General features: G+C 44.3%; 15 protein-coding genes. 7 read left to right on the top strand and 8 right to left on the bottom strand.

Going from position 1 to position 23,037, the window contains the following annotated elements; all coding sequences use genetic code 11:
- Nucleotides 1–243 precede the first annotated feature (243 nt).
- A complete protein-coding gene (locus E0496_RS29145; protein ID WP_141505351.1) occupies nt 244–4,836 on the top strand; it encodes an endo-1,4-beta-xylanase in 4,593 nt (1,530 codons plus the stop codon).
- A gap of 214 nt (nt 4,837–5,050) precedes the next feature.
- Entirely contained in the window at nt 5,051–6,802 is a 1,752-nt protein-coding gene (locus E0496_RS29140) for a sulfatase family protein (protein ID WP_141505350.1), read from the top strand.
- 102 nt (nt 6,803–6,904) lie between these two features.
- On the opposite strand, the gene E0496_RS29135 is transcribed toward E0496_RS29140, so the two are convergent.
- Genes E0496_RS29135 through E0496_RS29125 form a run of 3 tightly spaced genes read right to left on the bottom strand, consistent with a single transcriptional unit; the run spans nt 6,905 to nt 10,515 of the window.
- Nucleotides 6,905–8,044: a toxic anion resistance protein gene (locus tag E0496_RS29135; RefSeq protein WP_141505349.1), complete on the bottom strand. Its 1,140-nt coding sequence runs from the start codon at nt 8,042–8,044 to the stop codon at nt 6,905–6,907.
- Nucleotides 8,045–8,069: 25 nt separating this feature from the next.
- Nucleotides 8,070–9,758: a vWA domain-containing protein gene (locus E0496_RS29130; protein ID WP_141505348.1), complete on the bottom strand. Its 1,689-nt coding sequence runs from the start codon at nt 9,756–9,758 to the stop codon at nt 8,070–8,072.
- Complete coding sequence (locus E0496_RS29125; protein ID WP_141505345.1) at nt 9,748–10,515, bottom strand: hypothetical protein; 768 nt, start codon at nt 10,513–10,515, stop codon at nt 9,748–9,750. Before E0496_RS29125 ends, E0496_RS29130 begins: the two co-directional genes overlap by 11 nt.
- 344 nt (nt 10,516–10,859) lie before the next feature.
- Here E0496_RS29125 and E0496_RS29120 point away from each other — a divergent pair, with 344 nt between their 5' ends.
- Nucleotides 10,860–11,651, top strand: coding sequence for a nucleotidyltransferase domain-containing protein (locus E0496_RS29120; protein WP_141505343.1), 792 nt, complete (start codon nt 10,860–10,862; stop codon nt 11,649–11,651).
- Between the two features lie 40 nt (nt 11,652–11,691).
- Here E0496_RS29120 and E0496_RS37020 read toward each other — a convergent pair whose 3' ends face one another.
- From E0496_RS37020 to E0496_RS29105, 3 genes are all read right to left on the bottom strand, one after another.
- On the bottom strand, nt 11,692–12,243 hold the full coding sequence (locus E0496_RS37020) for a methylated-DNA--[protein]-cysteine S-methyltransferase (protein WP_141505341.1): 552 nt from the start codon (nt 12,241–12,243) through the stop codon (nt 11,692–11,694).
- The gene (locus tag E0496_RS29110) at nt 12,233–12,814 is read right to left on the bottom strand and encodes a bifunctional transcriptional activator/DNA repair enzyme AdaA (RefSeq protein ID WP_141505339.1); all 582 of its coding nucleotides are present in this window, start codon (nt 12,812–12,814) and stop codon (nt 12,233–12,235) included. The genes E0496_RS37020 and E0496_RS29110 overlap by 11 nt, the downstream gene beginning before the upstream one ends.
- 155 nt (nt 12,815–12,969) lie before the next feature.
- Nucleotides 12,970–13,395: a MarR family winged helix-turn-helix transcriptional regulator gene (locus tag E0496_RS29105; protein WP_141505595.1), complete on the bottom strand. Its 426-nt coding sequence runs from the start codon at nt 13,393–13,395 to the stop codon at nt 12,970–12,972.
- A gap of 163 nt (nt 13,396–13,558) precedes the next feature.
- On the opposite strand from E0496_RS29105, the gene E0496_RS29100 reads away from it, so the two are divergent.
- The 3 genes from E0496_RS29100 to E0496_RS29090 all read left to right on the top strand — a co-directional run bounded on the left by E0496_RS29100 (nt 13,559) and on the right by E0496_RS29090 (nt 16,894).
- Nucleotides 13,559–15,013 carry an MFS transporter gene (locus tag E0496_RS29100; protein WP_141505337.1) on the top strand — a complete coding sequence of 485 codons (1,455 nt, stop codon included), beginning with the start codon at nt 13,559–13,561 and terminating at the stop codon, nt 15,011–15,013.
- Between the two features lie 69 nt (nt 15,014–15,082).
- Nucleotides 15,083–15,658 (top strand): TetR/AcrR family transcriptional regulator, encoded by a 576-nt coding sequence (locus tag E0496_RS29095; protein WP_141505335.1) that lies wholly within the window; start codon nt 15,083–15,085, stop codon nt 15,656–15,658.
- A 195-nt stretch (nt 15,659–15,853) separates the two neighbouring features.
- Complete coding sequence (locus E0496_RS29090) at nt 15,854–16,894, top strand: NADH:flavin oxidoreductase (RefSeq protein ID WP_175598130.1); 1,041 nt, start codon at nt 15,854–15,856, stop codon at nt 16,892–16,894.
- Nucleotides 16,895–17,022: 128 nt separating this feature from the next.
- On the opposite strand, the gene E0496_RS29085 is transcribed toward E0496_RS29090, so the two are convergent.
- Nucleotides 17,023–17,841, bottom strand: a complete 819-nt coding sequence (locus E0496_RS29085; RefSeq protein WP_141505333.1) for a methyl-accepting chemotaxis protein — start codon at nt 17,839–17,841, stop codon at nt 17,023–17,025.
- A 130-nt stretch (nt 17,842–17,971) separates the two neighbouring features.
- Here E0496_RS29085 and E0496_RS29080 point away from each other — a divergent pair, with 130 nt between their 5' ends.
- A complete protein-coding gene (locus E0496_RS29080; RefSeq protein ID WP_141505331.1) occupies nt 17,972–18,379 on the top strand; it encodes a DUF6855 family protein in 408 nt (135 codons plus the stop codon).
- Nucleotides 18,380–18,717: 338 nt separating this feature from the next.
- Here the strand turns inward: E0496_RS29080 and E0496_RS29075 are convergent, their stop codons facing one another.
- On the bottom strand, nt 18,718–22,794 hold the full coding sequence (locus E0496_RS29075; protein ID WP_141505330.1) for an S-layer homology domain-containing protein: 4,077 nt from the start codon (nt 22,792–22,794) through the stop codon (nt 18,718–18,720).
- Nucleotides 22,795–23,037: the final 243 nt, after the last annotated feature.

The following is a 23,037-nucleotide window of genomic DNA, read 5'->3' as shown; positions in this document are numbered from 1 at the left end:
TACACCGTTAGCCTACCCTCCACTCTTTTCTACTCCCCTTCTTTTGTCATGCCTTCAGAGTGAATTCAGCACAATTCATACTATTTACCAGATTAATATATAAAAAGTACAATATGTTCTTTAGTTCTTCTGGTCCAACGTTTTTTGGATACACGATATAATAAAACTCTGGAAAGGAGGATTATTCCAATATATTGTAAGCGCTTAATTGTTTTTCAAATCATTTAAGGGGGAATGCATCTCATGAGTAGAAAGCTCAAACAGATCATCGCGCTCTTACTCACAGCTGCTTTGTTCAGCCCTGCTGGCTGGATTGCGCCAATCGCAAAAGCAGCAGCGCCTGAAATACCTGTCATGTTGTTCCACCGGATCGTTGTAAATGCGACGGATGACTGGACTCATACCAGTGTAGAAAATTTCACAAAGCAAATGAAGTATCTGAGCGACAATGGTTATAATTCTTTATCAGCAGAACAGTATGTTGACATCCTCGATGGAACAGAAAGCGCCCCTGACAAACCGATTCTACTAACATTTGATGACGCTACACCTGACTTCATCACCCATGCGCTTCCAATCTTAAAGCAATATCAAATGAAATCCGTTCAATTTGTGGTTAGTGATTGGATCAATGGTGGGTACAGCATGACGACCTCACAACTGCAAGCGCTTGCAGAAGAGCCGAGCGTCAGCCTTCAAAACCATTCCCAGACACATAGCCAAAGCAGCGATACTGCAGGCGGTGAAATTTGGACAAGTTCAATCACTAAGGAGCAAGCTGCAAGCGAGATTGCCGCAGCGAATGACTATCTGAAGAATCACACAGGCAAAGACCCTATTCTTTTCGCTTACCCATACGGCACCTTTAATGAAAACGCAGAAGCTGCAGCAGCGGAAAGTAACATCAAATATGCCTTTAAAGTAGGTTATCCGAATCAAGGCAGCTACGCTATGGGCCGTCACTACATGCAGAGAACCACAACACTTAGCCAATTCGCTACGCTGGTTGGCGGACCCGCACCAACCGAGCAAACACAGATTAATACGGTTTACCATGAATCCTTTGCTGGTGGAAAAGGAGCTGCCACCCAATCGGGTAACGCCAGTCTGACGTTGTCCACCGATAAAACATTCGATGGCAATGCTGATGGAGCAGCTTTATCCGTTAGCAACAGACAAAATGACTATGATGCGGTTGATTTCAAATTCGCGACTATCGGTCTGACCAATGGAAAAACCTATTCGGTAACCGTTTCAGGCTATGTTGATGCAGATGTAATTGTACCTGCCGGAGCACAAGCCGCTCTCCAAACGGTGGACAGCTACGGCTGGTTGGCAGGCGCAGAGTTTGTTGCTGGCAAAGCCTTTACATTAACGAAGGAATTTACGGTGGATACCAGCAAAGATGTGAGCTTACGCGTTCAATCGAACTCTACTGGGGCCACTGTTCCATTCTATATTGGAGATGTATTGATTACGGAGAAGGTAGCTTCCGGCGGTGGTGAAGAGGAAGAAACTCGTCCGCCAGCTTTAGATTTTACGGCCATTACCTTTGAGAATCAAACGACCAACGGTTTTGTAGGCAGAGCAGGCACAGAAACACTAACCGTTACCAATGAAGCTAACCATACGGAAAACGGTTCGTACGCATTAAAGGTAGAGAACCGATCCGATTCATGGCACGCGCCATCACTGCGCGTAGAAAAATATGTAGACAAAGGCTCCGAATATAAAATTTCGCTCTGGGCCAAGCTGATCTCGCCTGCTAGCTCGCAGCTTCAGCTGTCTACGCAGGTTGGCAATAGCAGTCCGAGCTATATTACTCTTTCAGCCAAAACGATCAACGCTAGTGACGGCTGGGTTCAGTTCGAGGGAACCTACCGTTATACCAATATTGGCGACGAATATTTAACGATCTATTTGGAAAGCTCTAATCAGAAGACAGCCTCTTTCTATATTGATGATGTCCGCTTCGAGAAAGTTGGCACAGGACCTATCGTCGTGGAGAAAGATCTCACTCCGCTCAAGGATGCTTATCAGAACGATTTCCTGATTGGTAACGCAGTATCCTCTAATGATCTTGCGGGCGTTAGACTTGAGCTTCTCAAGATGCATCACAATGTCATCACTGCAGAAAATGCAATGAAGCCGGATCAGATGCAGCCAACGAAAGGCAACTTTACTTTTGCTGGAGCAGATTCGCTCGTTGACAAAGCATTGGCCGAGGGACTGAAGGTCCATGGGCATGTGCTCGTATGGCATCAGCAGACACCAGCGTGGATGAGCAGCTCCGATGACGCGCCTTTGGGACGCGAGGAAGCTCTCGCCAATATGAAAAACCATATCAAAACGGTCATGGAGCATTACGGCAACAAAGTGATCTCATGGGATGTCGTCAACGAGGCGATGAACGATAACCCATCTAATCCTTCGGATTGGAAAGCAGCTCTACGACAAGCCCCTTGGAAAAGCGCGATTGGCACAGATTACGTAGAGCAGGCATTCCTACTAGCAAGAGAAGTGCTGGACGAGAATCCTGAATGGGATATCAAGCTGTATTACAATGATTATAACGATGATAATCAGAACAAAGCCCATGCCATTTACAGCATGGTCAAAGAAATCAATGATAAGTATGCGCTCACTCACCCTGGCAAGCTTCTCATCGACGGTGTGGGCATGCAAGCGCACTACAATGTCAACACGAACCCAGCTAACGTTAAGCTGTCGTTGGAGAAATTTATTTCTTTAGGTGTAGAAGTCAGCATAACCGAACTTGATGTTCAGGCTGGAAGCAACTATCAGCTTCCGGAGCAGCTTGCAAATGCTCAAGGCTACTTGTATGCCCAGCTGTTCGAGCTTTATAAGGCTAACGCTGAGCATATCAAACGCGTAACCTTCTGGGGACTGAATGACAGCTCCAGCTGGAGGGCAGAGAACAACCCATTGTTGTTCAATAAAGACCTGCTTGCCAAACCTGCTTATCACGCTGTCATCAACCCGGATAAATACTTGAAAGAGCACGCTCCAGTAACGGTAGATGCCAAGCAATCCAGTGCCCAATTCGGCACGCCTACCATCGACGGCACGGTTGATTCGGTTTGGAGCAGCGCGCCTGAAATACCGATTAATCGCTATCAGATGGCGTGGCAAGGTGCAACCGGAGTGGCGAAGACGCTCTGGGACAATGAAAACCTGTACGTTCTAGTCCAGGTACGCGACGCACAGCTTGACAAGAGTAGCGCAGCCGAACATGAGCAGGATTCTGTTGAAATCTTCGTGGACGAAAACAATGGCAAATCATCGTTCTATCAAGATGATGATGGACAGTACCGGGTGAATTTTGACAACCAAACCTCATTCAATCCGACAAGCTTTGCAGAAGGTTTCGTATCGGCAACTAAAATTTCCGGCACGAACTATACGGTTGAAGTGAAGATACCGTTTAAGAAAGTGACACCTGGCGCTGACAAGAAAATTGGATTCGACGTTCAGATCAATGACGCTAAGGATGGTGCCCGTCAAAGTGTTGCCACTTGGAATGATACGACTGGCAATAATTATATGGACACTTCCGGATACGGCATACTGACTCTGAGCAAGAATAATACGGTTCCTCCCGGCGATCCCGTCAGCAGCGGACCTGCCCCGTCGACCGGAGTTATTGAAATGAAAGACGGCTTTGTTACCATCCATCCACTAGTGAAAAGCGACGGAAGCCGTACAACAGGCACCGTTTCCGACGAAACGTTGAAGAAAGCACTAGCGCAAGCTGCTCCAGCAGCTAACGGTAAGAAACAAGTCGTCATTGAAGTACCGAAGCAATCTAACGCGAATGCGTATGAAGTACAATTGCCAACTCAAAGCTTGAAAGGTACCGAGAACTTCGTGCTTTCGATGAAAAGTGAACAGGCTACGATCGATATTCCAAGCAACATGCTATCCGATGTGACAGTGAACGCTGAACAAGTATCTGTTCGCGTAAGCAAGAGTACTACAGATCACATGGATGCATCTACTCGCCAACTGGTCGGCAACCGTCCAGTGCTGGATCTAAGCTTGGTTGTCGATGGTAAAGCAATCGCTTGGAACAATGCAAAGGCACCTGTAACGATCTCTATTCCTTACACGCCGACAGCAGAAGAGTTAAGCAATCCGGATTCAATCGTAGTTTGGTACATCGCCGACAATGGTGAGGTAACTGCGATTCCGAATGGCCGTTATGTTGCGGCAACAGGAAGAGTTGTATTCCAAACCACACACTTCAGCACCTATGCTGTGGCTTCCGTACTCAAAACCTTTGGAGATTTGAATCATGTGCCTTGGGCGAAGCAAGCGATTGACGCCATGGCTGCGCGTGATGTCATCAAAGGTAGTTCCGAGAACAGCTTCTCTCCTGCTGCTTCCATCAAGAGAGCGGACTTTATCGCCCTTCTTGTCAGAGCGCTCGAACTGCAAGGAACTGGGAAAAATGAAGAGACGTTCAGCGATGTAGAAAAAAGTGCATATTATTATAATGAGCTAGTCATTGCGAAGGAATTGGGAATCGTTACTGGTTTTGCTGATCATACGTTAAAACCTAACAGCCCTATCTCCCGTCAAGATATGATGGTTCTGACCACTCGGGCACTGGCGGCCACTACTAAGCCGCTTGAAAAGAGTGGAACTTTAGACACTTATCCTGATGCAGCGAGTATTTCCGATTACGCGAAGGACAGCGTTGAAAGCTTAGTGAATTCTGGCATTGTGAACGGTAAAAACGGCACAATTGCGCCAAACGATTTACTCACCCGCGCTGAAGCAGCAGTCATCCTGTACCGTATCTGGAATCTATAATCAAGAGCCAAGTCATTTTATAAATGACTTGGCTCTTTTCGTTTCTCACTATGCACATCCGCTCACTTGATAAGGTGAAAGCCCAGAAGGAGACTGCGGCTGTACGAGATCCACCATCCAGGGAGTGTAGGCATTAATCCCTTCATAAGCACTACTTTTCTGAACTCGCGCCACATAACATAGAATTAAACCCTTCTGAGGATGTGAGTTTACGATGAACAATTCTCCCCTATCATCTCGTTCTACGGAGAAACCCAACTTCCTTGTCCTTCTGGTGGATGAAGAGCGTTATCCTCCCATTTATGAAAGCAAGGAAATCAAAGAATGGCGTGCACATCATCTCATTGCTCAGCAACTTTTAAAAGCTAACAGCGTGGAGTTCCATAGACATTATATAGGAAGCACCGCCTGCTGCCCAAGTCGGGCTACGATGTTTACGGGCCAGTATCCTTCGCTCCACGGAGTGAGTCAGACCGTCGGCATTGCAAAGGAAGCATTTGACTCCGACATGTTTTGGTTGAATAGAAATACGGTGCCTACGATGGGCCATTACTTCCGGGCTGCCGGCTACGAAACGTACTATAAGGGAAAATGGCATATATCGAATGAGGATATCATCACGCCAGGTACCCACAATAGCATTCCTAGCTATCATCCGTTGACTGGAGCCCCTGATCGGAAACAAGAAGAACTATATTCCCTTGCTGATCGCTTAAACGATTTCGGTTTTTCTGATTGGATTGGGCCCGATCCCGTAGGCCGAAACCCTCGCAATTCAGCATCTTCCTCCGCTTACGGATTAAGCGGCCGAGATGAGGTTTACGCTGCTGAAACCGTTGAGCTCATTCAGTCCCTCGATCATATGCAACGCCAAAACAACCATGCACAGCCTTGGCTAATCGTTTCTTCCTTTGTAAACCCGCATGATATTGTGTTATATGGCGATTTGACCGCTCGACTGCCCAATTTCAAATTTAATGTCGATCCTATGCCCCAAGTATCCCCTCCACCGACCCTGAATGAACAGCTAACTACGAAGCCTCGCTGTCAAGCAAGCTATCGGGATCTTTACCCCAGAGCGCTGCAGCCAATTTCCGACCAGCCGTTTTACCGTCAGCTCTATTACCAATTGCAAAAAAATGCGGACAATCAAATATTAAAGGTGTTTAACGCTCTTACTAGCTCTTCTTTTTACGACAATACCATTGTTATTTTCACTTCTGATCATGGGGATTTGCTTGGGGCACACGGCAATCTTCATCAAAAATGGTACTCTGCCTATGAAGAATTCCTTCATGTCCCGTTCCTCATACATAATAAGCATCTATTCCCTCAACAGAAAAATGTTCATTCCCTGACGAATCATGTAGATCTTCTGCCTACTATGCTTGGTCTGGCGAATATTGACATTAATCAAATACAAAATCGTATTCATAATAGCTTCAGTGATATTCGTCCATTTGTTGGTCGAAATCTTAGTTCTCTGGCGCTCGGGAATAATGACGCTCGGATCGCGGATGAACCGATCTACTTCATGTCCGATGACGATGTCACCCGCGGCCAGCGCCAAATGAATGTATTGGGCGTGCCCTATCCCTCTGTCGTTCAACCTAACCACATCGAAACCGTAATGATTACCCTTAATAGAAATAACAAACAGGAGATTTGGAAGTTCTCCCGTTACTTCGACAATGTTCAATTTTGGAGCCAACCTGGCGTCCAAGATAGCATCTCACAGCCAGTAGGAGACCCTACTTTAGGGCAATGGGTTACGTCAACCAAGACACAACCGGTTCAGGAGGAATTTGAATTGTACAACTTAACCGATGATCCCCTAGAGACAAACAACCTTGTTCATCCCTCACTTTCAACACAGCATACGATCAGCATTCAGAATGGGATGATGCGATTGCTGGACGAGCAGCGCAGACAAAAGCGTTTGTATCCTGTTCAGCCAAAGATCTGAAACAACTTCATCTCTGAACAGTTCAGCAAGCGTCCAGTCTCCTCCTACGCCAAAAACAGGGGCTTCGTTAAGCCCCTGCCTGTTCAAAAATAATGAACCTCTCTAAAGACCCAGCTTTTGACCCTTCTCCAGCCGTAAAATCCTGCTTTCCCCTTCATTCGCCAGCTCTCTAAACTGGCTAATGGTTTCACGCATGCGAGGAAGCGCCTCCTGCTTATAAGTGCTAATCGAATCTAAGGCTGAAAGCACGTCGGTAAAGGCTTGTTTCATCGTGTCGACTGAGATATTGGCTTCAAGGGATTGCTTATGAATCGCTGCTCCCTGGTCTTTCAGCATTTTTGAAGTACCGCTGATGAGATTGTCCGTGGTTTGGTTGAGAAGCTCAATCTTCTTCAAAACAATTCGTTGATTGTAAAGCGCGCTTGCCACGGTGACTGCGATTTTCAGGGCAGAAACTGTAACATTTCGGGCTCTGTCTACTCCTCTCATAAGCTCCTTATTATTCCTCATCACAACCTCTATGGCCATAATTCCCTGCTGATTGACTACCTGCATTTGCTGCAAATCCATTAGACGCTGGCGTAAAGGAAATAAGACTTCCTCCGTGATAAACAGAATTTTGTCTGCAGACTCTTGGCGCAGTTTTGCTGCTTCAATCTGAGACTCAATCTCTGAATCCATTAGCACGCCTAGCTGGATTTCCTTTTGCAGCTTTTTAGTGAGCTCCCTAAGCACCTGCTGTTCGATCTCCAAGGTGGTGTTGTCATTTTTTAATACCGTTTTCCCTTTATCTAATGATAATATAATGTCCGAAATGACCGCATCTGCTTTCTGGTACTTCACAAAGTAACGCCGCAAGGGATTAAACAGCATGCCCAAAACGCCGCTTTTTGCAAAATCGATGACGCTCGGGTCCAAATCCTTCAACTGAAGGTGAAGCTCCGCCAAACCCTTGGCTACTTGCCCGCCTTCATCCCCTGTTTTGGATAAGTTCCCTACGGAAACCTGCAGAAGGGCATTTTTCTCCGAGGACGACCTCATCGAGCCCATTCCGAAGCTATCAATGGACTGCAAGACCCCTCTTCGCTTATCCAATGACTCGATATCCAACGCCAAAATTGTAGAAACGTTGTTTAACGCCAGCTCTTTCAGCTGCGTTAACTCCTCCGGTTCAGGCTTCACCTGCTCCTCGATTGCCGACTTCAGCTTCTCCTCGCTTATCACTTCCATGGAAAATGACATTTTAGCCCCTCCTCATTGTTTATCTTTACATTTGAACGTTAAGTAAATTGCCGATCTTATAAACAACATCCTCGGTATCCGCATTAATACTGGCCGCCTCATTGATGCTTGAAATACTTTGAAGAGCCTTGATGTTTGCATTGTAGCCAATCGTGTAGACCGGAATTTTGTAGGTCTCGATCAGTCCTCTAATATCCTTAAGCGAATGCCCTTCATTCGTCTCTCCGTCGCTCAGTACAAAGATTATAGGCTTTACATCGGGATTCAAAGCGATCTCGTCCTGAAGCATTTTCATCGCCACCACAATCCCGTCAAAAGTAGCTGTGCCCCCACTGGCCTGAAGGCTGTTTATCGCCCCCACGAACATTGATTGCTGATTCGTATCGTACTTCCCGATCGGAAGATTGATGGCAACATCGCTGGAGTAAGAAACAAAACCAATGCTATTGTCCCGGCCCAAAAACTTTTGACCTTTCAACAGCGATTCCTTCAATCGATTTATCGGTTCACCGCCCATGCTCCCCGATACGTCAGCTACAAACACTGCCGCAATCGGTTTGCTGCCATCCTTCTTCTCCTTCCATAGCTTCTGCGCTGCGGACAAGATGCTGCCATCCACGACCGAAAGCTCTGATTGGTAATCCTGCAGGCCGTTAAAGCCTTTCTGCTCCGCTAATTTCTGATATTTCTCTTGCTCCACAAAGTCGGCGAACTTCTGAATAATGTCGAGTTTAGCCTTTGGCAAATCACCCAAGGCATAAAGCGGACTATCATGTCTCACGCCAAAAGGAGTGAACACGTAACCTGCTTTAAAATCCGTCGCATTCACAAAGGTTTGATACTCTAAAACAAAAGCATCCAGCATGCCTGTCTTGGCTGCCTCGCGCATTTGCAGCGTGGTTGACGCAATAAAAGGGACATTTGCCTGGAACTTCTCAAAGCCCTGCACCGCTTTCTCGCCCAGCAAATCATTGCTGTCAAAGGTTCCGAGGGCGGTCACCAAAAAGTTTAGCCCCGTAGAACTGGCAAACGGATCTGTATACCCCATGGCCAGCTCATTATCGGCAATAGCATCGGTGACGGTCTTGATATTCAGGGAACCGTATTTATCTACCAGCTCATCATACTTTGTTTTGGTTGATACAATACCGGCAACATTGCCAACAAGCCGCTTAGAGACTAACTGAGTAGGAATGCCCTCTGCTTTGACCATTTCGCCCCACAGCTCGTTCGAAGGAGTAAAGGCATCCGGTATATATTTGCCTGACCTGATATAATCGGCAGCGGTTCCCGAAGCAATATTTCGAATCATAACCGATACTGGCTTTCCATCAACCGTGATATTGGCGTTATTGAATTCGGCAGCTACTTCATTTAACCACCCATCAATACCTGTTCCGGATTTCTCCGTGGAAGAAAATATTTCTACATAGTTATCCGTGGTATTCGATACCGAAACCGGAAATTTGGATATATCGGGCAAAGAATCTCCAACTGCCGCAGGATCTAGATCAATTTGGCCTTTGATGGGCTGCATCGTTTTCACCGATACATCTTTATATAATTTATCAAGCTTTTTGGCCGCGTCTTCCGTAGTGATCTGCGTCTTTGTTTTCCCTAGATTAGACGTTAAGGTGATGCCCAAATAAACAAGCAAAAAAACAGACAGTGCAATAGCCACTAACACTACAAAAGCTTTCCCTTTACCTGCCATATCCGTCTCCCTCTCCATGCTTATATAATTTGGTCTGCTTGATTAATAAATCAATCTCCTTCATGCAGGGCATTTCCTCAACATCTCTATAATCGGTACTGTTTAACAGCGAAATTTCCAACAATAATTTATCTAGCTTAAGTAAAATTTCTTCATTAGCACTGAGATAACCCGTAACGTAAGATAAGTACTCCTTGTATAAATTCGTTTTTTCCTGTATTAGTTTGTCAGAGAGCCTCGCCGATTGCTGCTGCCCTGCAAAAGTGGAATAGCCGGAGGCATCGAATACACTGAGCTTGTTAAGAATACCCCGAATATTGAGGTAGAACAGCTTCTCAACCTCATAAATAACGGAGTCGAACTTCTTATAGCTGATTTCCGTTTGATCGAAGCGCTGTCCAAGAATCTCTACCAAAGCACTCTTCTTTTTCACTATTCGTTCCAATTGATCCAAAGCAAGGGCTATATCCTTTTTCAAGTCTTTGGCATTTCGGTACTGGTGAAGCGCAGCAATATAATCCTCACGCGTCGCTATGTTTTTTACCGGAAGCACGACGGGAGGTTTAAAGAGCAAACTATAACTCCCGTAAAGCATAACAATAAAACTCACAACCAATAACGTTACGCCCGAAGCCGTTTCAAGTACGCTTTCACCTCCTATTTCCACACCTAGAAGCCCAGGTGACAACACGATAATATTCAGGACCGCAGCTCCGCCAACAAGCCCAAACAGCTTCACAAATTTACCGTTATCCAACGTACACACTTCCCCTGCTATTACAGTAACTGACTCCGATTCGACTTTTTAAGAAGCACTAAGATTAACAAGGCCTTATGGCTAAAAGGAAGATATATCTCTCCTTATGCTTAATTTTATCAGAGAATAACCGAACAAGCTCCTAAAACTTACTAATTTAACCGATTGAATTTATATCTTGGGAAAAGGGCTCTCTCAGGATCTCTTTCTTGTGAAATTAAATACGAAGCTAAAAAATTGAGTACCTCATCCGAGCAGTGCTCCGCTTAGAATTGACAAAGGCCAATGGAGATGGTACGTTGGCGTAATACCCATTTTGGGTCATATCATAAGGGGTGCTTTATATGCTGCTGCCTGTTCACGAACAATTCATTCACCAAGCCAAGGAAAAGCTAAGCCAAGATCGGCGAGTTCGAGGGCTTTTAGCCGGCGGTTCCATGATGACGAATACCATGGACGAGTATAGCGATTTAGACCTAATCATCGTATACGACTCTGCCTATCAGGGTCAGATCATGAGTGAACGGCTGGCCATTGCCGAAGGATTGGGCACACTGCTTTCTGGATTTACGGGTGAGCACGTTGGTGAACCTCGTGTCGTTATATGCTTATATGGACCAGACCCGCTGCATGTCGATCTAAAATTCGTTACCTTGGAAGAGCTCAATGTCCGGATTGAAAATCCTCTTATCCTATGGGAACAAGATCAGGTAATCAGCCACATTTTCGAAAAAACCTTCCCTTCACATCCATACCCCGATGCCCAATGGATAGAGGACCGCTTCTGGGTCTGGGTCCATTACGGCGCAACGAAGCTAGGGAGAGGCGAATGGTTCGAATTGATCGACCATATTACTTATATTCGCAGTGCCGTGCTCGGTCCTTTGGTTTTGATACAAAATGGTCAACTTCCTAGAGGCGTTAGAAAACTGGAGAAGTATGCCATTAATGAATTAGAAGACCTCAAAAAGACGATCCCTGCACACAGCTTCGAAAGCTGCTATCATGCGTTAAAAAGTGCGATCAGCCTCTATCGACGACTTCGGCAAGCTTCTGATGCTCTCCTATTAAAAGAAGAAGCAGAGCATGTATCGGTCGCTTACCTTGAAGAGGTATATGATTCTTTAATAAAATAGAATGAAAAAAAGAGCACCTGGTTTAGGTGCTCTTTCTCATTTAAAATAAGAATCGTTCATGACCGCCATCCTCAACATTAGTTATACCCTCAATAGTTAGTAATTTTTTCTTCATCTCTAGCCCGCCTCTAAAGCCCGTTAGCTTCCGATTGGCTCCAATTACTCTATGACAAGGCAATACGATGGGGATTGGATTCGCTCCATTAGCTGCACCCACCGCACGTACTGCCTGCGGCCTGTTTATTGCCTTCGCGATCTCTCCATAGGATCTTGTTTCGCCATAAGGGATGTTTCCAAGCTCTCTCCATACTTCCTGCTGGAATTTAGTCCCGATTAAATCAAGCTTAGCGCCTGCAATGGATAACTTCTGGCCTGCAAAATAGCCCTCAAGCCACTCTATGATCCCTGTACGCTTAATGGCTTCATGATCTTCCTTCAGCTCTCCGTTGGGAATAATCCGGGTCATCCAGCTTTTGAAATGCTCCAATCCCTCATGCGGAAATATGATTCGGCATAAGCCTTTTTCCGTTGCAAGCAGCAACCAACTACTCTGATTGAATTCAACTCTTGTCCACATTAGCTCATTTCTCATAGCTGTCGTCCTTTCCTTTTAGACTCTCTCTGTAAGCCGTTGGGGTTAGCTCCGTTTGCTCGCGAAACCACACCGCAAAATGCGAAGCGGTTTTATAACCAACAGATAATGCTACGCCATGTATGGTCAGCTCTCTATTGGCCAAAAGTAGTTTGGCTTTCTTAAGCCTCACTTGATGAAGCTGCTCCATTGGCGTGCGATTCGTAACGCCCTTATAAGTACGCTGCAAATGATAAGGGCTAACGGCCAACTGATTTGCCAGTATGGATAAGGTTAACGCTGATTTAAAATTTGTTGTAATCATAGCATCCACTTGCGCAGCAAGCATGGCATCTGGATTTAATGAACCCGGAATATCAGGCTTACAACGCTTGCAGGGCCTAAATCCGTCGCGCAAGGCAGACTTTAAATTCGGATATATCGTAATATTTTCGCGTTTGGGTGTACGAGCCCGGCATGAAGGACGGCATACAATTTTTGTCGTCTTTACACCGGTATAGTATATACCGTCATAGGTTGATTGTTTATTCGCAATAGACTCGTAAACCTTATCGAATAACTCTGCATCCATCACCTTTCCCCCTCGCAGCCATCAACTCATTTACATTGAGTATAACCAGATTGATTAGGAAGCCCACGAAAATCAGAATACGATAGCAACATTTCGACAGCAACTCCGTGCAAGAGCCAAACATGAATTTATAACAGAAGACGATTTGGCTGCTTTCATAACTTTTTAGAATTCATATTGATCTTTTTGAGCAAAGTAATCAATAGTTCTACCTCTTCAACTGTTAATCCTTCGGCAAGCGTGTTATTGATTTCCGCAAGAATCGCTTGGAGCACAGGAGCGAACTCAAGTGCCTTCGATGTCGGATAAAGCAGAGATGAGCGGCGGTCCTTAGGATCAATTCTCCGCTCGATATAACCGGACTCCTCAAGCTGCTTCACTGAACGGGCGGTTGTTGCCTTATCAAATTTCAATTCATTGGTCATTTGATCCTGTGTAATGCCTGGTTGTTTTAGAATTAGCTTAAGAAAGCTGGGCTGTCCGCCACTGCCGATACCGTACGGCAGAAGCTCACTCGCGAGCTTTTTTTGATTTTGGCGATGAAGCTGAGAGATCAGCTTGCCGATCGGTTCATGGTTCAATTTCATTAAGCACACCTCTTTAATTAATGACTGCCGGGTAACAAGCCTTTCCTCAAACACTACATGAAATTTGTTGCGTGCGCAACTACATTGTAGTACACTGAGTGTATTATTTGGTTGCGTTCGCAACTATATATCAAAAAAGAGGCATGAGGTGCTAGGTATGAGTGCAATTGGTGCAACCTATCAAGAGGATGAGGCGATCCAGAAAAAACGCTGGATGATCCTGATCGTATTAAATTTATTCACTTTTATGGCCACACTGGATGGCAGTATTGTCAATATTGCTTTGCCTGTGCTTGTCAAGGAGCTTCATCTTCCGCTAGCGCAAGTAGAGTGGGTGACGACCATCTATTTAATGTCGATTTGCTCAGCCATACTGTTCTTCGGAAAGCTTGGCGATATCGCTGGAAAAATAAAAATTTTCAAAATTGGCATGGTGGTGTTTATATTCGGATCCCTGCTTTGCGGTATTAGTGCATCCCTTCCCTTCCTTATCGCTTCGCGAATCATACAGGCTATTGGAGCCTCGATGACCATGGCCAACAGCCAAGGCATTGTCACCGATATTTTCCCATCAACAGAGAGGGGCAAAGCGATTGGGCTAATCGGCACCTTCGTGTCGTTAGGCAGCATTGCCGGGCCTAGCTTGGGCGGCATTATTGTGTCAACATTAGGCTGGGAATATATTTTCTGGGTGAACGTTCCGATTGGGCTGATTGCCATCGTTCTTGGGTGGAAGGTTCTTCCTTCGGACTTTATGAAAGTAAAATCCAAAATTGATATCCCTGGCAGCCTTTTGTTCGCCGTATTTATTATCGCCCTGTTCGCTGGACTGCTGCTTGGTCAGCAATTGGGGTATGGAGACAGCCTGATTATTTTGTCGCTAATCGTCGCGGTTTCTGCTTTCATCGCTTTTATTGGAGTAGAGATGCGCACATCCCACCCGCTATTGCAGCTGTCACTGTTTAAAAATTCGTTATTCTCACTGAGTATTCTTTGCGGCTTTCTTGTGTTTGTGGCTAACTTCTGCTTTAACATAATTGCACCATTCTATGCACAGAATATGCTGGAACTATCCCCCTTCTATGCAGGTTTTCTACTTATGTTATTCCCAATCTGCATGGTGGTCATCTCTCCACTTAGCGGGGCATTGTCGGATAAAATCGGCTCTGAAGCTCTTACCTTCGCCGGGCTAATCGTAATGGTCATTGCCCAATTCGGGCTGGCCCGCCTGCATGATGGCAGCTCTGTCGTGCTGGTGGGCGTTTGGATCGCTATGCTTGGAATCGGCAGCGGCTTGTTTCAGCCGCCAAACAATTCCCTAATTATGTCCAAGGTTCCACGCACACAGCTTGGCTCCGCCGGCAGCGTCAACTCACTGGTCCGCAATGTGGGGATGGTCGTCGGCATCACCCTTGCCACTACCATCTTATTTCATGAAATGAGCAGCAAGGCTGGATACCAAGTAACCGATTTGATTCCAGGCCAACCCGCTATTTTTCTGTCAGGCATGCATCTCGTATTCATGACATCATCCGCAATTTGCTTAGTATGTGCAATGCTGACTGGCTGGAGACTCGTCATAATGAAAAAAGCAAAAAGAGCAGTAGCCTAACATAGCGTAACTTATCGGTATCCGTTCACATTCTTGACTGAGCAGTCAAAAACGTGATAAGGTTATCCCATGAGCAGACCAAGAGAATTTGATGTCGATCGTGTTTTGCACCAGTCTATGGAAGTATTTTGGTCCAAAGGGTTTAAGTCTACCTCCTATGAGGATCTAACCCGCATGACGGGGGTCAAGAAACAAAGCTTATACTGTGTCTTTAACGACAAGCGAGCCTTGTTCCTAAAGGCTTTAGCACACTATCGTGAACAGAGCATCGCGTTACTGAAAGAACTGGAAGAGCAGAATATCTCTCCACTGGAGAAGCTCGACTCATTACGCAGCTCTCTTCTAAACGATGGCGCCTTTTGCCGAGGATGCTTAATGGTGAATTCGTCTCTAGAGTTCGGAAAAGAGGACGAGCAGGTCACTCGCGAAATTGAGCTCATGTTCGCCGAGGCCGAGCAGGTCCTAGAGAAAATCATCAGAAGCGGTCAGCAGCAACAGTTGATTACCTCTCGTTTTTCCAGCAAAGAGCTTGCAGCTTATCTTAACAACGCTATTTCAGGCGCTAGAATTTTAGAGAAATCAGGCGCAGCTCGGGAACAGATTGAGGCGGTCTTGCGTACATCTTTTGCAATGATTTCGCCTTGATTTTTTTTGCCAAGATTTTGACCATTCAGTCAAGAATAAGCAATAATTTTATATGATAAACAAACATTACAACCTTAAGGAGGTGGTGGACAGGAAATTCCTTTAGGACGAATATTCGCAGATAAATCGCGCTAATTCCTGCAGGCAACTGCCAGTTAAATTGCTAAACATAAAAAATTAATTTTGGAGGCTATTATGAATTATACTCAATCCGTAGAACCGCTGTTTAAACCTTTTAAATTAGGCAATTTGGAATTAGCTAATCGGATTGTCATGGCACCCATGACCCGTCAATTTTCACCTGAAGGCGTACCCGGCGCAAATGTAGCTTCCTATTATCGCCACAGAGCAGAGAACGGTGTGGGACTGATTGTGACTGAAGGAACCATTATCAATCACCCAGATGCATCGAATCAGCCCAACGTTCCTCATTTTTACGGCGAAGCAGCCTTAAATGGCTGGGCAAACGTAGTGTCTGAGGTACATGACGCAGGAGGAAAAATTATTCCGCAAATTTGGCATATGGGAGCACGCGGTCATGTTGGCGATTATACGGAAGCAGAAATTGCTGATATCGTACAAGCATTCGCACAATCAGCCTTAGAAGCCAAGCGGATTGGGTTCGATGGCATTGAGCTGCACGGCGCACATGGATACTTAATCGACCAGTTCCTTTGGGAGAAAACCAACCCGCGCACGGATCGTTATGGCGGGGACATGCTGGCACGCACAACCTTTGCCGTGGAGGTTATCGAGGCTTGCCGTCAAGCAGTCGGAGCAGATTTCCCCATCGTACTGCGTTTATCGCAATGGAAGTCGAGTGAATATACGGCAAAATTGGCTGAAACACCGGAACTGCTGGCGCAATTGCTAGCCCCACTTGTTGAGGCCGGCGTAGACATATTCCATTGCTCCACTCGCCGTTTCTGGGAGCCTGAATTCGAGGGCTCTGACCTGAATTTTGCCGGATGGACCAAAAAGCTTACAGGCAAACCAACGATTACCGTTGGATCTGTTGGCCTTGATGGCGACTTCATGAGCCTTTTCACTGAAGGAAAAGGAGCAGCTAACGTCGGAGTTGATGGATTGATCCAAAAACTTGAGCGTGAAGAGTTCGACATGGTGGCCATCGGACGCGCACTACTGGTTGATCCCGCTTGGGCAGCCAAAATTCGGGACGGTCGGACAGACGAGCTGATTCCTTTTACATCAGAAGCATTACAAACACTAAATTAAGCTTTGATTTACATTCACCTACATGACCGAATCGTAATTAGTTAGTTTCATGTGAAAAACACCTTAATTTATCCAAAAACCCGACCTAATCAGGTCGGGTTCTTCGGCGTATTGCCGCAAGAATAAGATTATAACCGCTTTGCCAGTTGATTAAGCTGCTCCGACATCCGATGAACGTCTTCGATGAAGTCCAAAATCTGCCTTGACGATGTCGCCTGCTGCTCAACGATTCCCGTCATTTGTTCAATGGATATGCGCATTCCGCTTATCGCTTCTTCGAAGGTTTTCAGCGTATGCTGAATCGTTTGCGTAGAGGACACTGTTTCATTGGATAATTTCCTTATTTCATTGGCTACAATGCCAAACCCTCTTCCCCGGTCCCCTGCATGAGCCGCTTCAATTGCCGCATTAATGCCTAATAAGTTTGTCTGATCCGCTACTCTTCTGACCATAGAGACCACTTTATCCGTTTCATTCACCTGTTTGACCGTCCTATGGGCGAGGGCAAGAAGCTGCTGAGCAGACTCCGCCAGTACGACCGATCCTTCTGTCACCTGCGACAGCTGATTATTCGCGTGTGTTAATGAAACCGACATTTGATCGGCAATGGCTATTAGCTCACTTTGTTTTCGAAGCTGAACGGCTATGCCGCCAATCACAGCGCCATCGAAATCGTGGAGCGGTGTAGCCGTACCTGTAAACTCGAAGCCATAAAATGCGGCAGGGACTTCCGCTCTTAGCGCTACATTGCTTCGAATGGCCTGCGTTAACGGTTCCTCAGGGTGCAGTTGTTGACTTACACGTATATGCAAATCAATATTTTCGCCCGGCCAATAGGCTATAAATTTCTCTGTATCACAAATAGCAATCGATAATTCAGCAGGAACTGCCGCCTTTAAGATTGGAATCATTGCAACCACAGCTTTCAGGGATTCAATGCTGTTCATCTTGGATTCTCCCCACTTCATGTAGTAGTGCATTAAATAAGCGTCTGTGCCAAGCACCCCATTTTATCAGCCTAGTGTGTTAATGTAAATATGAGTAGAGATGCAATTCAAAATCAAAGGAGTTATGGCTATGGCGACAGCAAAAGGAACCAAAGAAGACCCTTGGAAGTTAAAAACTCCTCCTCAAACCTCCGAATATGAGATGTATAAGGGAGAGAAAGACGGCAAGCCTATTATCGTCTGCACAGTAGGCAAAACGATATTGCATTATGACTATCAGTGTATTGACGACTTACATGCTATGCTCAAGCAGCACGGAGATTGGATAGAGCTAGGCAGCGCAGACGAGCAAAAGCCAGCGAAAGAAGGTACGGTAGAAGCCTGGGGGCGTTCTTCTGAAAACCCCGTAGGCGGTTGGTATGGTTTGAAAAAAGGTCTTCGCGGAAGATTTGGCATGTATATCCCGCCTTTAATGGAGGAACTAGGACTTGCGGAAGTCGAACACCTTCCAAGAAATAATCGGATGAGGGCATTGTAATTGGGGTAGCTTGGTAAGCTTTCTGGCTAACTTTAAAACAAAAAGAGCGCCTAACATGGCGCTCTTTCTTGTGGTCCAGTGAAAGTGTCAACTGCTCATTTTATAATTCAAGCAATCATTTGGCCACCGTTTCGCGCGCAGCCACCGTCATATCCGCCAAGTGCTGATATTCGATCAATCCGTTATTAGATTATTGAGGTAACAAAGTAAAAAGAGAGTTCGAAGCTCATTCTTCAGCTAAAGCGCAAGTAAATGAAAAAGCCACAACCCTCGCGGTTGTGGCTTTCTAGGATGGAAGCAAATCATGGTATACAAATCCACAATTCACCTCCCGCTTCCTAGGCGTTGATAAGCTTCAATACCTTCATCAGTTGGTATAATAAAAGGGCACTTTCTTGTCGTTGCGTATTTTTTCCAGTCTGAAATTGGAATGGGCTATCTGTGGTTAGTATCCCATTATCCAAGGCAGCAGTATAATATGGTTTTGCCCAATCTGGTAGTTTGTCAGGAAACTCTATAGAAGTGGTGTTTTTTATGACGATCTTAGCTTCGCTATATTTGACTGCATTCACCAGCATAACAATCATTTCTTGATGCGTAATTTCTTGATTTGGGTGGAATGTACCATCGGTATAGCCATTAATTAGACCAGCGTCGACGGCTGCATTAACCTGAGCCGCATACCAAGTTCCAGTCTTAACATCTTTAAAGCTTTTAGAAGCCTGTAATCTAGGCAAAATGCCTAGAGCCCGATTGAGCATAGCAGCAAACTCAGCACGTGTGACAACAGATTCTGCCTTGAAGCTTCCGTCAGGGTAGCCATTGATAACCATCCTGTTTGCTAATGCTAAAATACTTTCTTTATATGGACTGCTATTATCCAAATCATTAAACTCCACATGATTTTGAACAACGGTGTATACTGAATTCCCCTTACGCTGCAGTGTCACCTGCAGAATTCCGTCCTTCCACTCCCACGTAGTTGGAACCGGTACGTAAGCCTGTGTAATCGGATCATAGGTAAGGCCCGCATAAACAGCATCTGCATCTTTGGATAATTTCAAATCCATTATATGACCAACATAGTTAGAGAAATTGGATAGAATCTTATCTTGACCGTTTCCAGTCAACTTAACTTCAAATTCCAAAGGAACCCCCAACGGAACACTTGTAGAGCTATTAAGCTGAGTACTCAATTTAGTCTTGAAGTCACTTGATGCTTGAGCAATGGTAATCACGACCTTTTGTCCCGAACGATTATCCTGTGAGGCGGACGACAACAAAGAATTTACCGGAAGTTGTAACTTGCCTGATGATGATTCAAAAGTAAGTACAGCATCCTTTGAGCTGTTGTTAATGTTTGATATTGTATTTAAATCTATCTGGAATTGACTGCTTTGAGTTGCCGTTTTTTCATCAGCCTTAATATTAATATTCGGGTTTTTCTTAAAGTCAGGGTCACTCATGGCATTCGAAATATAGGCCAATGGTACTTCCGTTATAGAGGAGTAAGTTCCATCTGTGCCTTGTTTCATTGTTGTCACGATTTTGGCTTCCTCAGTAATTGAACCTCCAGCAATACCGCCGGGAATTCCCCCACCACCTGGAGTGCCACCACCGCCACCAGGGATTCCTCCTCCACCACTGTCATTTATAACAGAAGGAATAACAACTGAAGTACCCGTGCTTTCGAACCTATTCGTACTCTCTCGAGTAAGAACAAGCTTGTTTCCTGGATTTCCAATATTCCCAATGGTGATTGTTATCGTGCTCTGATTCGGTTTAACAATTCCTTCCCCAATAATAAAGGTTTGAGTCTCATTGTAAACACGTATAATATCACCAGCAATTAGGTTATTAACTACGATATTATCTGCTTGAACCATGAATTTGTTTACGGTAATTGATGTTAAAGGAATAGCAGTTGTTCGTTTATCTTCAAATAGTATTCTGCTATAGAATGGGGATATAAAATTGTCACTTTCCATAAAGACGCCTATTCCTAAAGCTTCCTCCGGTACAGACTTCTCGAGAGCAACGGAATAAGTGTTTTTCCCACCATCCACAACGGCTATCTCATCTCCAACGTCACCATATGCATCTATAAAATACAAGTGATAACGAACATTAGGTATTTCTGTTTTTCCTGCTTTCCATGTCACTGTGCCAGAAAATATGTTTATGTCCGCATTCGTATCTGTCCCCGTCAAGTCTACAGGAAGATAGTTCGGTGCATCATAAATTGGAACCGATAGAGGCACGTCCAACATACGTTCGCTGCTGTAATCGTTAAGGCGAATAAGCGGATAAACTCCAATGCTGACTGCTTTGTCAGGTAATCCCGAGCCTGAAATATCATAAACAAAAAGCGAGTCTGTTGAGAGTTCTACCTTCTTATACAATCCAATTTGCATAAGCTTATTGCCCATTTGATCCAGATAGTACGCAGCATAACCCTTAATGCCATCTTGATCGATCGGTGGTTCAAAAGACAAATATCCATCAACCCAACCGGGGTTTAAATCTTCATCCACGAAAACGCCATTAGAAGGCAGACGAGTCTCATTCATGACTGTTTGCATCTCTTCAATATTTTTAAATTTATATAGACGGTTATCCGTCGATACGAAAATGGTATGATCTGCACCAACATAGACATTTTGGACATACATTAACAAATCGTATTTTTTTGTAAAACTATCTCTATCGTATACGGCAGCATTACTGAACACGAGGCTTCCGTGCGCATATACAATCCTTTCTGAATAAGTTCCCAATAATATAGAAGGCTGGTTCGCATCCAATCTAAGTTTTCCATAATAAAGATTATTTTCGTCAAGAATGATATTGGAATAGTAATAACCGTTATCTATGCTTTTTCTTTCAAGCAATCTAAAATCTTGACTATCGTACTTATAGACATTGGAACTATCTCCACCAAAAAGAATCTGTTGATCAAGATCCAATGCATAACTGCTAGGATAATAAATCCCTGTGCTCTTTTCATTATAAACCGCGTCCGTAACAGAGGTATAGACAGCTGATGTTACACTAATTCCACTCCCAAATGTACCACCATTGTACAAAATTCGATTATTCTTATCGGGATAGACATTAAGTGGATAGTTCTTCGTGGTTATTTGAGAAATGGCCACTTCTGATGGAATACCGTCATCTAAATCTATAACGTTAATGTGGTTTGCGCCTTTAAAAATAACATAAACCTTATCGTTATAAATTTTGATTGCACTTGGATTAGAACCAATAAACATTTTTTTCACTACACTTAGATCTTCCTTGCGAATGACAACAAGCTCGTTGGTGCTTGCCACAATAGCATAGATGTAAGGTGAGTTGTCAGAGGTTATCCAATCGGTAATTGGTTGATTACTATTTATAAAATACGAATTTCCAGTTAAGTTAACAGTGGTCCTTTGCGGTATTGTTAGACCGATTCGAGTAATTTTGTTTATATTATCATACCAGTTCTCAATTCCAGAAAGATAGGCATGTCCACTTGAATCAATTAAGGCAAATCGTTTATTAGAAGGGAAAAGAACCAATGGAGTATAAGTAGCTTTATCATATACACCTTGCGTGGTAAGAACATAAGCATCTGTCACATCCAGTATTACAGCTTCAAGATAAGTATAGTCATTATTGGTTCTTGAGTAGGTACCTGTCGTCTCTATCAAGTTGTGTTTATTGAACTGATGCCCTCCAAAATACACGTAACGATCATCAATAAAAATGCGTTTAAGCGATATAGAAGATCCGCCTATCTCCATATTGTCACTAATGTCTTTACTCAGCTGTACTCCAGTTTTAATATCTATAGCTGTTATACCGCCATAAGAAGACAGTTTGCCAGCATAAAGTGTATTCGATGACTCATCAACTGCTAGAGTTAAATTATCAAAAATATTATAATCACTGTTTAATACGCTGCTTGTCTTAGTAGCTTTGTTATATTGGTAGATCTTCCTGTCACTTGTTCCGTAAAAAAGATGAGTGGAAGAAGCAGCGATTGAATTAGGAATTTCGGGTGTAACAATCGTGTTTGAAATTTGTTGAGTTGAGAGGTCAACCGTCTTTATCATGGTCGCACCGGAAAGCGCTATTTGAAGAAACTGGCCGTCCCTTGCTAAAAATAAAGGTCTAGATCCAACATTCAGTGTTTTCTCAATTTTAAAATCGCTAAGTCGAATAAAGTAGAGACTATTTGCTGGGCTAGAGATTGCATAAATATACCCCGCATCCTCGTCCAATAGCCAGTCTGTTAAATCATTCGGGAGAGCGAGATCAAGAGAAGATGCTGATGAATTTGCGCTGGCAGTTGGGGCAACAATCCCCAATGAGTTAAACAATAAAAGTAATAATGCGAGTAAAATTAATTTTTTTCTCCCTTTTTTCATACAGTAATCTCCTTCTATTTCTTAGTATGTCTACCAATTTAATGATACTATAGGTCTCCAATATTTTCTATAAAATTTATACTATTGTAATTCTCTCCACCTATTTAAGGATTAAATAACCAAAGAAAAAACCCAACCTCAACGGTTGGGTTCTTCTAATTATTGGCCATGGCGAAATGTATAGAGACAATTTCATATTCTGCCTTTATTTATTGCTCATGCCACTAATTTGCCATGGACTGT

The sequence above is a fragment of the Paenibacillus luteus genome (assembly GCF_006542765.1).
GTDB classification, from domain to species: Bacteria; Bacillota; Bacilli; order Paenibacillales; family Paenibacillaceae; genus Pristimantibacillus; species Pristimantibacillus luteus.
The sequence above is the reverse complement of the archived record's forward strand: the minus strand, read 5'-3'. Positions and strand labels throughout refer to the sequence as shown.

Bases quoted from the DNA above. Each gene is read 5' to 3' on its own strand.
- E0496_RS29145 (WP_141505351.1), top strand. From the start codon at position 244: ATGAGTAGAAAGCTCAAACAGATCATCGCGCTCTTACTCACAGCTGCT.
- E0496_RS29140 (WP_141505350.1), top strand. From the start codon at position 5,051: ATGAACAATTCTCCCCTATCATCTCGTTCTACGGAGAAACCCAACTTC.
- E0496_RS29135 (WP_141505349.1), bottom strand. From the start codon at position 8,044: ATGTCATTTTCCATGGAAGTGATAAGCGAGGAGAAGCTGAAGTCGGCA.
- E0496_RS29130 (WP_141505348.1), bottom strand. From the start codon at position 9,758: ATGGCAGGTAAAGGGAAAGCTTTTGTAGTGTTAGTGGCTATTGCACTG.
- E0496_RS29120 (WP_141505343.1), top strand. From the start codon at position 10,860: ATGCTGCTGCCTGTTCACGAACAATTCATTCACCAAGCCAAGGAAAAG.
- E0496_RS37020 (WP_141505341.1), bottom strand. From the start codon at position 12,243: ATGAGAAATGAGCTAATGTGGACAAGAGTTGAATTCAATCAGAGTAGT.
- E0496_RS29110 (WP_141505339.1), bottom strand. From the start codon at position 12,814: ATGGATGCAGAGTTATTCGATAAGGTTTACGAGTCTATTGCGAATAAA.
- E0496_RS29100 (WP_141505337.1), top strand. From the start codon at position 13,559: ATGAGTGCAATTGGTGCAACCTATCAAGAGGATGAGGCGATCCAGAAA.
- E0496_RS29095 (WP_141505335.1), top strand. From the start codon at position 15,083: ATGAGCAGACCAAGAGAATTTGATGTCGATCGTGTTTTGCACCAGTCT.
- E0496_RS29090 (WP_175598130.1), top strand. From the start codon at position 15,854: ATGAATTATACTCAATCCGTAGAACCGCTGTTTAAACCTTTTAAATTA.
- E0496_RS29085 (WP_141505333.1), bottom strand. From the start codon at position 17,841: ATGAACAGCATTGAATCCCTGAAAGCTGTGGTTGCAATGATTCCAATC.
- E0496_RS29080 (WP_141505331.1), top strand. From the start codon at position 17,972: ATGGCGACAGCAAAAGGAACCAAAGAAGACCCTTGGAAGTTAAAAACT.
- E0496_RS29075 (WP_141505330.1), bottom strand. From the start codon at position 22,794: ATGAAAAAAGGGAGAAAAAAATTAATTTTACTCGCATTATTACTTTTA.